The 13,002-nt window shown below is 60.0% G+C and carries 9 protein-coding genes, 1 tRNA gene and 1 pseudogene; 7 read left to right on the top strand and 4 right to left on the bottom strand.

Features of this window, described 5'->3' with window-relative positions:
- Window positions 1-3: 3 nt before the first annotated feature.
- The gene (locus tag ACT53N_RS14420; RefSeq protein ID WP_476064542.1) at window positions 4-336 is read left to right on the top strand and encodes a chorismate mutase; all 333 of its coding nucleotides are present in this window, start codon (window positions 4-6) and stop codon (window positions 334-336) included.
- Between the two features lie 116 nt (window positions 337-452).
- Here ACT53N_RS14420 and ACT53N_RS14415 read toward each other — a convergent pair whose 3' ends face one another.
- Window positions 453-1,280 (bottom strand): AIM24 family protein, encoded by an 828-nt coding sequence (locus ACT53N_RS14415; protein ID WP_310209863.1) that lies wholly within the window; start codon window positions 1,278-1,280, stop codon window positions 453-455.
- A gap of 395 nt (window positions 1,281-1,675) precedes the next feature.
- On the opposite strand from ACT53N_RS14415, the gene ACT53N_RS14410 reads away from it, so the two are divergent.
- Window positions 1,676-4,765, top strand: a complete 3,090-nt coding sequence (locus ACT53N_RS14410) for a TonB-dependent receptor (protein WP_476064541.1) — start codon at window positions 1,676-1,678, stop codon at window positions 4,763-4,765.
- A gap of 59 nt (window positions 4,766-4,824) precedes the next feature.
- Here ACT53N_RS14410 and ACT53N_RS14405 read toward each other — a convergent pair whose 3' ends face one another.
- Window positions 4,825-5,163: an Hpt domain-containing protein gene (locus ACT53N_RS14405; RefSeq protein WP_476064540.1), complete on the bottom strand. Its 339-nt coding sequence runs from the start codon at window positions 5,161-5,163 to the stop codon at window positions 4,825-4,827.
- Window positions 5,164-5,247: 84 nt separating this feature from the next.
- Here ACT53N_RS14405 and ACT53N_RS14400 point away from each other — a divergent pair.
- A tRNA-Lys gene (locus tag ACT53N_RS14400) sits at window positions 5,248-5,323 on the top strand.
- Window positions 5,324-5,381: 58 nt separating this feature from the next.
- On the opposite strand, the gene ACT53N_RS14395 is transcribed toward ACT53N_RS14400, so the two are convergent.
- The gene (locus tag ACT53N_RS14395; protein ID WP_476064539.1) at window positions 5,382-6,440 is read right to left on the bottom strand and encodes a tyrosine-type recombinase/integrase; all 1,059 of its coding nucleotides are present in this window, start codon (window positions 6,438-6,440) and stop codon (window positions 5,382-5,384) included.
- Window positions 6,441-7,110: 670 nt separating this feature from the next.
- On the opposite strand from ACT53N_RS14395, the gene ACT53N_RS14390 reads away from it, so the two are divergent.
- The gene (locus tag ACT53N_RS14390) at window positions 7,111-7,602 is read left to right on the top strand and encodes a hypothetical protein (RefSeq protein WP_476064538.1); all 492 of its coding nucleotides are present in this window, start codon (window positions 7,111-7,113) and stop codon (window positions 7,600-7,602) included.
- A 468-nt stretch (window positions 7,603-8,070) separates the two neighbouring features.
- Here the strand turns inward: ACT53N_RS14390 and ACT53N_RS14385 are convergent, their stop codons facing one another.
- Complete coding sequence (locus ACT53N_RS14385; protein WP_476064537.1) at window positions 8,071-8,817, bottom strand: hypothetical protein; 747 nt, start codon at window positions 8,815-8,817, stop codon at window positions 8,071-8,073.
- A gap of 546 nt (window positions 8,818-9,363) precedes the next feature.
- Here ACT53N_RS14385 and ACT53N_RS14380 point away from each other — a divergent pair.
- From ACT53N_RS14380 to ACT53N_RS14370, 3 genes and pseudogenes are all read left to right on the top strand, one after another.
- Window positions 9,364-9,945, top strand: a complete 582-nt coding sequence (locus tag ACT53N_RS14380; RefSeq protein ID WP_476064536.1) for a recombinase family protein — start codon at window positions 9,364-9,366, stop codon at window positions 9,943-9,945.
- A 166-nt stretch (window positions 9,946-10,111) separates the two neighbouring features.
- Window positions 10,112-11,509, top strand: coding sequence for a hypothetical protein (locus ACT53N_RS14375; protein WP_476064535.1), 1,398 nt, complete (start codon window positions 10,112-10,114; stop codon window positions 11,507-11,509).
- 373 nt (window positions 11,510-11,882) lie between these two features.
- Window positions 11,883-12,640: pseudogene (locus tag ACT53N_RS14370) on the top strand (IS5 family transposase).
- Window positions 12,641-13,002 lie beyond the last annotated feature (362 nt).

The raw sequence follows: 13,002 nt of genomic DNA, 5'->3' as shown, positions 1-13,002 counted from the left end.
CCCATGAAAACGACGACTCTCACGGTCGATGAGCGCCTCGCGCCCGCCGACTGCCAGACCATGGTCGATGTGCGCCGGGGCGTGGACGCCCTGGACCGGGCCCTGGTCCAGCTCCTGACCGAGCGTCAGGGCTATATGGACGCGGCGGCGCGCATCAAGGCCGACCGTAACAAGGTCTTCGACCGCGCGCGGATCGAGGATGTGGTGACCAAGGTCAAGGCCGCCGCCCGTGAAGCGGGCCTCTCTGAGGCGATCGCCGAACCGGTCTGGCGCACGCTGATCGACCGCTGCATCGCCTACGAATACGACAGCTGGGACCGGACGAAGGGTCCTTAAAGGCTGTCATCCCGGACAAGCGCGAAGCGCGCAGATCCGGGACCTTCGGAAGCGCTGAGCTTTCCGCGGTCCCGGCTCTCCGCTTCACTGCGGCCAGGATGACAGCTTCTAAGGCCTCAGTTCCCGTCGATCATCCGGCCAAGACCGCCGAGGATCGAGCCTTCACCCTGGTTGCCGCCCTGGTGGTTAGCGGCCTGCAACATCCGGCCAGCTAGGCGGGCGAATGGCAAGGACTGGATCCAGACCTTGCCCGGACCGCGCACGCGGGCGAAGAACAGACCCTCGCCGCCAAACAGCACGCTCTTCACGCCGCCGGCCATAACCAGGTCGAAGTCAACGTCCGGCGTGTAGGCGGCCAGACAGCCGGTATCGATGTGCAGTTCCTCGCCCGGAGCCAGGGTGCGCTCGACGAGCGTGCCGCCCATCTGCACGAACACCCAGCCATCGCCTTCAAGGCGTTGCATGATGAAGCCCTCGCCGCCGAACAGGCCGGTCATCATCCGCTTCTGGAAGTGGAGCCCGATCGACACGCCACGCGCGGCCGCCAGGAAGCTGTCCTTCTGGCAGATCAGCGTCCCGCCCAATTGCCCAAGGTTCAGCGGCAGGATGGTGCCAGGGGTCGGCGAGGCGAACGCCACGCGGGCCTTGCCGGTCCCGTGATGCGTGAAAACGGTCGTGAAGAGGCTCTCGCCCGTGATCAAACGCTTGCCGGCCCCGAGCAGCTTGCCCATGAAACCACCGCCCTGGTCGGCCGCGCCGTCGCCGAACACCGTGGTCATCTGGACGGTGGCGTCCTTCCAGACAAAGGCGCCGGCTTCGGCCACGGCGCTTTCGCCCGGATCAAGCTCGATCTCGACGAACTGCAGATCCTCGCCCTTGATCTCGAAGTCGATGTCGTCAGCGACATTGGCGTTCCGCTGGTGGCTCCAGGGGCTGGTAGGCATGAAAGACTCCTGATGTCAGAGCCTCCCTTCTAGCCGCGAGTGGTCCGTCTCGCCAATTACGCTTCCTTTATTCGAAGGGCTGCCGGCGTCCGGGTGCGGTCAAGTCACAGCTCACTATCTGGTCATACCATTGGTCGCACAAATGCGGACGAGGCGGGCCATTGGGCTTGCAGCGCCCCTTCACTGTTTAATCGCCCGCGAACAGGACAAGCCGCTAAAGGCGCTATCAGGCCACTCGGCAACGCAAACCTAGCCGTTCCAGCGCATGGAAGACCTGGCCTGACCAGGTTGGCGACATCAATGACAAATTGGCATTACCAATTATTGACAACCGCACGAACTGGTCGGATAAGTCATCTCAGGGCGCCAGTCAGTGCGCCGGGGGAGGCATTCTCATGATCCATGCACGCAACACCTTCACACTGCGCGCCGCTCTGCTGGCGTCCTGCGCCGCCCTAACTGTGGGCGCTGGCGCGCAAGCCCAGACGACCGACGCCCAAAAGGCGGAGACCGAGACCGTCGAGGCCGTCGTTGTGACCGGCTTCCGGCAAGCCTACGCCAACGCGATCGCGACCAAGCGCGAGACGCTGGAAATCTCGGATGGGATCTCGTCCGACGGCCTTGGCCGCTTCCCGGACCTCAATGTCGGCGAGGCGATCCAGCGAATCCCCGGCGTCCAGATCAACCGCGAAGCCGGCAGCCGTAACGCCACGATCAGCCTACGCGGCCTGCCAGGCAGCTTCGCCCGCACAACGCTGAACGGCGGCGCCTTCGCCGATCCGATCCTGAACGGCTCGACCCCGCTGGGCGCCTTCAACTCGGACATCTTCACGGCGATCAATGTCATCAAGACGCCCTCCGCCTCCAACCTGGCCGGCGGCCTGTCCGGGAACGTCGATCTGCGGATCAACCCCGCCCTGGCGCGCAAGGACGGCGGCTTCGCCAAGTTGTCCTACGAGTACAATGACCTCGGCAACCTCGGCAGCCCGCTCGCGTCGCTGGGCTACAACAAGCACCTGACCGACGACTTCGCGGTGTTCGGCGTCGTGGCATGGAAGGACGAGAAGTTCCGCCGGGACTCGATCACCGTGAACTCCTGGGGCAACCGCCTGGGCGCGATCCAGTTAGGCAATCAGGCCGCTGCGGGCTCAAACCCGGTCTATGACGCCCTGCTCGCCCAGTACCCGGGCGGCGTCTACTATCCCAGCCAGACGCGCCAACTGGTGAAGTACAACCGCGGCTCGACCCTGTCGGCTTCGACGGGCTTTGAGTACCGGATCAACGAGTCCTGGAAGTTCGGGACCAACGCCTTCATCACCAAGCGCAAGCTCGATGAGGCCACGAACCACCTGCTCTACATCGACGCCGGCGCAGGCAACGGCACCAACACGGGCCTGACCGCCACTTCGGCTGTCGCCAAGATCAGCGACATCGGCACGCCATTCATCGTCAAGACACCGAATGGGGACCGCGCTTACATCAACAGCTTCAAGGCGGAGAACATCAACACGTTCGACTCGGTCCGCTCCGAGCCGGCCGAGAACTCGACCTGGGCCATCAATCCGAGTGTGGAGTTCAAGAACGACGACTGGAAGGCCACCGCCACCCTAACGGTCTCGCGCGCCAAGGCGTACGCTAACCAGATCGAATTCGACGTCGTCCAGAACCCGTACCGCAACCTCGGCTCCGCCGGTTTGAACGGCATCGTCGCTCTGGTGAACCTCGGCGGCTCGGACCTTTCGAACTACTCCGCCAACCTGACCACACCGAAGGCGACCCACCTGCCCAACGGCGGCTTCCCGATCCCGGCGACGGCGACGGCCACCACCCAGGCCGGCGCGCCGATGCCAGGCCAGAGCGCCACCACCGCCGCCGATCGGTTCGGCGTCACCGGCACGAACGGAAAGGCCGAGAACGAGCTGGACGCCTTCCAGATCGATTTCGAACGCACCCTGGACGGGTTCTTCACGGTTCTGCAGTTCGGCGGCCGCGCAGAGCACGCCAAGTTCACGTCGAGCGGTTCGCGCAATACCGCTCTTGGCGCCCAGACGCAGAACATCACGCCGGATATGGCGTTCCAGTTCTCGTATGCGAATGACTTCTTCGGCGGCAAGGCGCCCGGCGCGACAAGCAACTGGATGACGGTGGACATTCAGCGGGTGCTGAAGGCGATCACGCCGCTCAACACCAATCTGCGCACCGCCCTCAACCCGAACGGCCTGCCCGATCAGTTCCAGCTCGGCGCCCCTGGCGTGTTTCTCACGCCCTACGGCTTCGTGAACAACTACACAGACGGCAACTACTGGAACAACAACTTCAGCAACCAGAACGACGTCTACTCGGCGTATGCGGCGGCGAAGTTCAAGGGAGAGCTTCTGAGCATCCCGTTCCGCGGCACGGTCGGCACGCGCTACGAGCGCACCGAGCAGAAGATCGTCGCGCTGAACTGCAAGAACTGCACCACCGCGCTCTCGAACCAGGCCGGCCCGATCAATCACTCGCTCAGCACCTCGGTGCGCAAGAACGAGTATGACTACTGGCTGCCGTCGGCCATCTTCATGGCGGACCTCCGCGACGATCTCGTGTTCCGCGCCGCCGCCTATCGCACCTATGTGCGCCCGCAACCGCGCGACAATGTCCCAACGACCTTTGTCCAGGTCCCGGTGGACGTGAATCCGCCGACCGACCCGGTCTACACGGTCACGCTGGGCGCTACGGACATCAAGCCCTACACCGCCGACTCGTTTGACGCGTCGCTGGAGTGGTACAACCGTCCAGGCGGGATGATCTCGCTGGCGGCCTACCGCAAGGAGATCAAGGGCTATATCGGCCCGATCACCGACCCGTCCGTGCTCTGCCCCGCCAGCGGCAAGATCGACGGCATCGATGTCGATCTCGGCACGCTGACGATCGACACCTCGGCCGGTTCGCCCAAGTGCGTCAGTTCGAACCGCTTCGTGGGTTCTGGCGGCGTCCTGAAGAACGCCGAGGTGCGCGTCAGCGGTCGGACCAACCAGTCGCCGATGACGGTTACGGGCCTGGAGTTCAACATCCAGCAGAACCTCGATTTCCTGCCTGGCTTCTGGAAGAACTTTGGGGGCGCGTTCAACTACTCGTACACGAAGATCGACGGCGTCGACACGGCTGGCAAGAAGATCACCCTGCCCAGCGTGTCGAAGAATAACCTCAACCTCATTGGCTACTACGAAGCGGGTTGGGGTGGACTGCGCCTGGTCTACAACTGGCGCGACAAGTACGATCTGGCGGCGGGTAACTCGTTCGTCGGCGACGCCCGGACCGTAAAGGCGCGCAGCCAGCTGGACGCCTCAGCCTCTTATAAACTCACCGACAGCATGACGGTGTCAGTCGACGCCTTCAACCTGACCAACGCCCAGCGCGCGGAGTACGAGAACGACCCGATGCTGCCGCGCTTCATCGATTATGACGGTCGCACCTATCAGCTGACCCTGCGCGCCACTTTCTAGCGCGCCAATCCTCTCCACCCTCCTGCGGCCGAAGCACAAGCTTCGGCCCTTTTCTTGGGCTAGCCCCTGAGTGAGCGCAGGGCCTGTTCGTGCGCGTAGGCGGCGATATCGAGCAGCGCCACATCGAGAGCCGTCTTGACCGCCTCGAGGCTCTCCTGGCCCGCTTCGCAGCGCTCGCAGACCTCACCAAGGGCGAAAGCGCCAACGCCCCTCGCCGCGCCCTTCACGGTATGCACCGCGTCCTTCCAGCCCGGATGCGTTGGATCCAGCATCGGAGCCCAAAGCGCGGCCTGTTCGCGGAACAGCGCCAGCACCTCGTCGACCACCGAGAAATCCCCAGCCGCGAACCCCTCCAGGTACGCAAAATCCACCGCGCCGCTAATATCTCGTCTGGCCATGAAAAAAGCGCTTGCGCTCCCAAAATCATTGCGTATGTTCCGCGCCTCGCCGCCGGGGCTCGCAAGTGCTTCGGACCGTCGAATGGGTGTATAGCTCAGTTGGTAGAGCAGCTGACTCTTAATCAGCGGGTCGTAGGTTCGAATCCTACTACACCCACCATTGTCCTATAAGGGATTTCCGCTAAATCGAAGTAGACACGGACCTCCCAGTTGGGAGGTCAGTTGGGAGTTTTTGTTCTCCTTTCGAGCTTGCGGATTGCTGACTTTGCCATCTCCACATCCCGATTGAGATAGTGGGCGTCGAGGATCGCGCCCACGTCCTTTAGAGAGTGGCCTGTGATCGTCGCGATCTCAGCCACAGAACATCCAGCCACAGCGAGCCGAGTTACCGCCGTACCCCGGATATCGTGGAACGTGAGCCCAACGACTCCCGCCTTCGCGCTCGCCTTGCCCCACGACGACCGAAAGCCATCCTCGGTCCACGCTGTGTTTCTCGTGGTAGTAAGGATCGTCAACGCCGACAGCTTGCCACCGCTGCCCAAAGCGACTTCTTTAGTTGCGTCCAAGAGCGCCTTGAGGGGAGCGCCTGCCGGGATAACCACTCGGGCACCCGACTTCTGCTGCCTCAGACGGATACTCTCGCCGTCATAAGCGCCCCAGGTGAGACGCAGCAAGTCTCCCTCCCTCTGCCCCGTCCACATGGCTAACGTTAGGGCCAATTGAAGGTGCTTTGGAGCCTTGGAGAGGAACGCAGCCTCATCAGCGTCAGTCCAAACCGCTTCGGCCCTCTGCGACTTGTAGACCCGACCTGGAGCCTTGCAGGGATTCAGGGGCGCCAGTCCGCGATCAACCGCCCACGCCATCATGCGGGCGAGCACAGAGAAACGATAATCTGCTGTGCGGGCAGACCTCGTGGCGATGTCATCACGCCAAGCCAAAAACGTCCCGCGCGCTCGGCGATCAGCAAGGCCGCTGATCGGAAACCCTCCGAACTCCCCTTCGATCGCCAGGATATGCTTTTTGTAATCGCGCTTGGTTTTCTCTGCCAAACTTGTGAAGTCAGACGACCTCTGAAAAGCTTCAAAGATCTCTTGAAGCGTCCCGGACTGAGGCGCGACGCGCTTTCCAACCGCAGCGTTGTAGCTCGCAACGAACTCCGGTGACCCCGGCTTGCCTTCGAGCTTGGGGCCACCCTTCCATGCATACCAATAGGTTCGGGTCGTGCCGTCTGCGAGCTTCTTTTTGACGGAATTGATACCCTTAAGACGAACGTGCACGGCGGCGGCTCTCCCATGCGTCGAAAGCATTTTTTTCAGTTGGGGCGGAGTGGTCGGCGTGAATGAGGATAATTCTGCCGTCAGGGCCGATCTCGGTTCTGACCACCTTCAAACCGCACGCGAGCGCCGCTTTGACCGCGCGCGTAAGATCGGCATGTTTGAAGGTAGCGGCGGTACGAGCCACCCTACCGAGGCACCGCGCCGCTATACTGCATGCCGACAACTAGGCCGACACTCTCAAACCCGAGAGAATTGGTTGTGGAGATTGCGGCATCTAACTCGTCCCTGAGGGAGATACGACACGCAGGGGAATTTTGCTTGGGACAGTTTCGGCAAACATTACCACCGAGATCGCCAGAGAAGGGATCAATGAAATTGCCGCCCGTCGCACGTGACAGTGCGATTTTTACGACTGAAGAAAGATGGTAACGCACGAGCCCTTGAGACTCGAAAAACGCAGGGCCAACACCTCGCGAACGCCAGTTCTCTAGCGCTATGATCGAAACGCCGAGCAGGGCTGCGGCTTCTTTGGCTTCCAGAAGATATGGCATCGAGCCACACAGGTTTGATTTCATTAGCACTCCAATTGCAGCGCGAAAATCGCGGGGGATGTCGCATCGCGACGAGCGGATAATTAAATTATCTGTCCGGTTTGGCAAGAAGGATTTTTATGACGCCTAACGATCTGCTGACAGATGAGGAATTTCTGGACGCAACTGGCATCCCGTCGGTCCCGAGCCTGAAAAAGGTGCTGGTGACGAAACTCGTCTACCCAGTCTACGAACCCTTACCAGGAGGGGGCCGCGAACGCCGCTGGTCGAAGGGCCAAATCGGGATTGTACGGCTGGTAGCTCGCCTTGCCGACGCGACAGGCGTGTCATTACAGGCCGCTGCTGAAATGTTGAGGGGCCTCGATCCAACATGGTGTGACGTTATTGGTGATGGAGAGATCAGGCGTTTGCTGGTTGGAGACCGCGTTCACGTTTGGATAGAACGCTCCGCAGGCGCTTTTCAACGACTGCGGGCCGAGTTTGAGGAGTCAAACATCGACCGGCTGACCAGAGGCTATCGAGAGGTATGCGTTTTGAAAGTGGGCGGTGGGCGCACCCCCGAAGGACAGGCAGCGCACGACGAGGATGAGGGCGAGAAAACGCCACACTGAAGACCAAGCTAGAGGAGCAGGAAAAGGCTCACGGCCTGGGCATCGCTGAGAAGGACGCAAGGATCTCAGACCTACGCGCCGCACTGGACAAACGCCATGGGCTGCGCGGCATGTTCTCAAAAAGAAAGAAGTCCTAGAGGTATTTATCCGCACGCCACCCCGTTCATTTTACTGAACGGCAAAACGAACACTTAGTTCTTATACTGTAAACCTGATACCAGCTTGCTAAATTCTTGATACCAAAACTTCCGATTTGATTCTTATCGGCTTCGCATTGGAAGATCGTTTACTGCTCTATACGCCGACCAACACCCATATGACATGACCATTGCTTGACCTTGGGGTGTCTAGGGATTGGATTTCAGCGAAGGAGATGAAGCCTCTTTCTTGAGAGCCAAGAAAAATCGCCACACACTACGCCTGTAAGCCGGAAGAGGCACAAATGAAGAACACCGGAGCAGCTCTAGGCTAATGGCCTGCGCAAAACTGCTGCACTCGGCCTTCTTGAACTTGATCGCCTTTGCTACGAACGGCACCGAGTGCCTGTTCGCAATCAATGCGCCCCTCCTTTATCGCCACGATTAGAGTTTTATCGAAAGGCAGCTCAACGAATTCAGTCTTAATTGGCGATGGCTGTCTAGCAGCCGCTTTTTTGGGAACACTCTGGGGCGCAGCTACTGATTTTGTGGCCTTAACAGCTGCTTGTACCGGTTTAGGCGTGCATATACGCAGCGCCTGTTCCGCCATGTCGATACGGCTCGCTTGTAGAGCAATAATTTTAGCGTCTTCACAGCGCCCCTCAAGGATTGCTGTAGATACCTGGGTTCTCAAAATTTGGTCTGCGCGCCGCTCTGCATCTTGGATATTTTGGACATTATTCTGTTGCCGGATCGCAGCTGCTAAACGCGCTTGTTCGGCCTCTTCTGCTTTATTTTGCAGCCGGATTAACTCCTGCTGCTGGGCCAGTTGCTGCTCTCGATAAGCATTTTCTTCGTCCTGCCTTTGTTGTTCGCGCTTCCGCGCATTCATATCTTTCAAAATGTCATTCAAATCCTTGAAAGGATCGGTAGGTGGCCGGGGCGCAGATGTGCTGCAAGTCATAGAGCCGCCCGCCCAAGTTTGGCAGTGTGTCGTGGTTTGACCGGCTGCCTTCGCAAAGAACCCGCTCGCCGAAACGATGAACAGGCCTGTGGCGATGTACCTTAGCGAACGCATGGGGCATCTCTGGTTGGCGTGATTGCGGGCGGAGCTGACCGACGCGTCGAGACTGAGATGAATCGGCGCATCACCGGCGCGTCAGGCACATTCATAGCTGTTGCAACCCCCGCGCTAAACGAGCCTACCGAGCCTGACAGTACGTGCGCAACTTAGTCGCGCTTTCCAATCGTCCGCAATGGGTCGGAAGTAGGAGATGGAGCCCGCTCTGTAAGCAGCTCCTCGGCGTAACCAGTTGCCCGGCGCGAATTGACCAACCGACGCAGTGCGGACCACCATAGTGACGGACCTCCGGCACAATACGCGAGATCGCGTCTCGTTTGGGTAAGCCTCTGCGATACGCGTCTTATCGTTAGCGCGTTGAACGGGCGGCCCTCAGGTAGCAACGTTCGTGGTGTGCAGCTGCGGGAGCGCCAGGCTCGATCTGACCGGTCCACAAACGAACGGTTTCGGACCGGTCAGCCAGGTCGGTCAAAAATATAGCTTGAAGGACTTTTTGACCGGTCGTACATTCGGACCACGGTTGTTGACCGATTGGAGCCCGCCATGACACGCACGTTTATTTACGCACGCTGTTCCCAGCAGGACCAAACCCCCGAGAACCAAGTTCGCGAGATCGAGGCGGCGGGCTTCGCTGTCGCCCCGAACCGCATCGTCACGGAAATCACCTCGGGATCGACCGCAGCGGAGCAACGCCCGCAGTTCCGGCGCCTAGAAGACCGCATGGAAGAGGGTGACGTTCTTGTGGTGACCAAGCTGGACCGCCTTGGCCGGAACGCGATGGATGTCCGCGCCACAATCGAGCGACTGGCGAGCAAGGGCGTTCGTGTCCATTGCCTCGCCCTCGGGGGAATGGACCTCACCAGCCCCGCCGGAAAGATGACCATGGGCGTCATCGCCGCCGTCGCCGAGTTCGAACGGGATCTACTGATCGAACGCACCCAGGCCGGGCTGGCGCGCGCCAAGGCCGAGGGGACTAAAATGGGGCGCCCAGAGCGCCTGACCCCCGCCATGGTCGAGGATGTCCGCGCGCAACGTCAGCAAGGGGTATCGCTGAACCAGCTGGCGAAGACCTTCAATGTCGGTAAGGGGACTATTGTCCGAGCGCTGGAAGGCGTCGGCAGCTGAAATTGAATGAGCGGGTCTCGATCGGATATCGAGGGAGAATGAATCGAGATCTACATTTGGCGGAATAGAGGTCGGAAATCTTATCAGATGCTCTGACGATCGCCTCTTTAATTCCGGCCTCCAAGTCACCATATATACAACGCCAGCCTATTATTCGAAGTCCCTAGTGCCAGTCCCCAAAAACCCCAGCACGGCCCAAAGCCGTCCCCCTCACTCGCTTGCCCGCCTCACTGCCGACCGCCTGAGTGAATGGGCCAAAAATGTCACCGAGAACCGTGCCGGTCCCGCTCGCAAGAGCCTGATCGCCGATACCGGTTTCGCTCAGCTATTGCTGGGCGCTGGCAGCTATGGCGTGCCCGTCAAGATCATCGCCGCACCGTCCCAGGCCGATACCAATCTAGTCTATAGCAAACATATCCATTTCTACCTGTACAAGCTTCCCAAGACCCGTCTGCTGACAGGAGCCCAGCTAAGAACCACTAGCATAGGCCCAACCGTCCGCGACCAGACCATGAATTCCCTTCGGTCAGTAGGTCGGTCACTTGCTGGAGTAGTTGGAAAAAGTTCCAGGAGAGCGTCGGTGGAGGGGCAACGCCCCGAGCCGGTAGCGATCGCTGGAACTAGCGGACAAGCGGCAGACTCGACCCCAGCACAATCCCTTCCCGATCTCCTCAAGGCAATCGGCCTCACCGTTCCCAAGCTTCTTGCCCCAGATGGCGACAAGCCTGTGATCCTCGTCCAAGTTCCTGATTGGGACCGTGCTGGGGACGCCATGAAGATGGCGGCGATGTGCGCTGTAGCCGCCCGCCCCGAGATGAATAGCCAAGCCTTATCGATCAACTTGTCCGACGACCTCATCAAGGAGGCGGAGGCGTCGAGCGAGGGCTTCACCGTCTTCCTTCAACGGCGCTTGAAGCGCGCTGTGGAAGGCGTCCTTCCCAAGGCGGATTTCGCCTTCGCGGTCGACGTCACCGACGAGACCTATCGTCTGCACCTGCACGGCGTGATCATCCCAAACGAGCCCTTCTACTGGACCCGCTCGCGGGCTCGTAACCGGCTTTTCCAGGCGTTACGAGATTTCGCAGACAACCAATCCAAGCGAGCGGTTGAGGCTTCCAAGTTGGGCACCGTCCCCGAGGGATGGGGAGCCTATTCTTCGAAGTGCGCGAGCCTTGTCAGCGCCTTGATCTCAGACGCCTCCGGATCGGAGCGCCACAGATCAACGCTCCTGACCACCCGGCCCCTAACTCAACTCGCCCGTGATCATTGGACAAACGAACGGCGTGATAACCTCGCCATGGTGATGGATCTTGCCCGGCAAGACGTTCTCAATCGTGGGGATGATCCGGATCGTGCGGTTATCAGGAACCCTGAGGCCCGGAAGCGCCGGAAAGCGCTGGCTGACCACCAAGCGACTGTGAAGGCCAGCACCAAGAAGGTTCGGAAGGCGAACAAGGCGCTCTTCAACCAGGCTATCAAAGGGGAAGTGGTGGGCGGGGTTCAAGGGGACCCGGCGCATCTGATTGTCTGGAAGGAACCCGACATCCTGCTTGTCGAGGATTAGGGCGAGCGGGGCTGCGGCCCGAAGGCGCGAGTAGCTGATCTGGTTGGTCTAGCGATGCGCCGAAAGCAATCGGCCCTCGATCAGGATCCGATATTCCTGAAGTCGAGGGCCTAGCCAGCGGGTCTCGTTGTCCGAATTCCCGCAAATATTATAACGCGATAGCTTGTGAATATCAAATTGACATAGTCTATCTGGAGCTTACTATACAAAAAGAAGTTAGCTGAAAATCGAAGTCACAGAGATTTTAGTGGACTGGCGATGCCGGTCATTTAATTAACAGCGAATTTCAATGCTTACTTCTTATACCCTCTAGGCTCAGGACCCATTGATCCGAAGGGCAGGATCTGATTCAGGCTCCTGAGGAGTTTGAATGATGAGTGACCTGTATTGGCTGACGGACGAGCAGATGGCTCGGCTGGAGCCCTATTTTCCCAAGAGCCACGGCAAGCCCCGGGTGGATGATCGCCGGGTGCTGAGCGGGATCATCTTCGTCAACCGCAACAGCCTGCGCTGGCGGGTGCGCCGACGGCCTATGGGCCACACTTGACCCTCTACAATCGCTGGAAACGATGGAGCCAGGCAGGCGTCTTTGTCCGGATGATGGAGGGTCTTGTCTGGAGCCCAGACTGAACGCCGCACGATCATGATCGACGCGACCTAACTGAAGGCGCACCGCACGGCTTCGAGCCTGCGGGAAAAAGAGGGGGCCTCGGGCGGCTGATCGGACGCGCAAAGGGCGGCATGAACACCAAGCTGCACGCCGTGACCGATGCGAACGGAAGGCCCATCAGCCTATTCATAACGGCGGGTCAGGTCAGCGACTACATCGGCGCCGCAGCCTTGCTGGACAGCCTGCCCAAGGCGCAATGGCTGCTGGGCGACCGGGGTTATGACGCGGACTGGTTCAGGGACGCCTTGGAGGCCAAAGGGATCACGCCCTGCATCCCAGGTCGAAAAACCCGAACCGAACCCATCTGCTATGACAAGCGCCGGTACAAGCGGCGCAATCGCATCGAGATCATGTTCGGCAGACTGAAGGACTGGCGATGCGTCGCCACACGCTGCGACCGCTGCCCGACCGCCTTCCTCTCCGCCATAGCCCTCGCCGCTACCGTGCTCTTCTGGCTATGAGTCCTGAGTCTAGTGCATAAGGCGGCCCATCAGCTACGCCTTGTCACTGAACGCGACTTGGCGCTCCAACGGGACCCCAACTAGATCTTATCAACTAGATCTTATAGGCCGGTAACTACCGTCCTTGCCCCGGTCTCGGCCCGCCGCCTCTCGCTTGAAAGTCTCCGGAAAAATCCGACGCTTCGCGCTCATAAGGCGCTCTCGCCCTACTCTGAACGGCTAGCATAAGCGCCTACTCAAGTGAGGGAGGATTGCTGGAGGCGCGCCCTTAGGTTGCCGGACAATTGACGTGACCCCCTGAAACTCCTCCAGGAATAATTAGAGTCCGCCCCCAGGAAAGGGACGGACGAATGAAGCGATCA

This window comes from Caulobacter sp. DMC95 (genome assembly GCF_056313785.1).
This window is presented reverse-complemented; position numbering and strand designations above follow the sequence as displayed.

Bases quoted from the DNA above. Each gene is read 5' to 3' on its own strand.
- ACT53N_RS14390 (WP_476064538.1), top strand. From the start codon at position 7,111: ATGACGCCTAACGATCTGCTGACAGATGAGGAATTTCTGGACGCAACT.
- ACT53N_RS14415 (WP_310209863.1), bottom strand. From the start codon at position 1,280: ATGCCTACCAGCCCCTGGAGCCACCAGCGGAACGCCAATGTCGCTGAC.
- ACT53N_RS14410 (WP_476064541.1), top strand. From the start codon at position 1,676: ATGATCCATGCACGCAACACCTTCACACTGCGCGCCGCTCTGCTGGCG.
- ACT53N_RS14405 (WP_476064540.1), bottom strand. From the start codon at position 5,163: ATGGCCAGACGAGATATTAGCGGCGCGGTGGATTTTGCGTACCTGGAG.
- ACT53N_RS14385 (WP_476064537.1), bottom strand. From the start codon at position 8,817: ATGCGTTCGCTAAGGTACATCGCCACAGGCCTGTTCATCGTTTCGGCG.
- ACT53N_RS14420 (WP_476064542.1), top strand. From the start codon at position 4: ATGAAAACGACGACTCTCACGGTCGATGAGCGCCTCGCGCCCGCCGAC.
- ACT53N_RS14380 (WP_476064536.1), top strand. From the start codon at position 9,364: ATGACACGCACGTTTATTTACGCACGCTGTTCCCAGCAGGACCAAACC.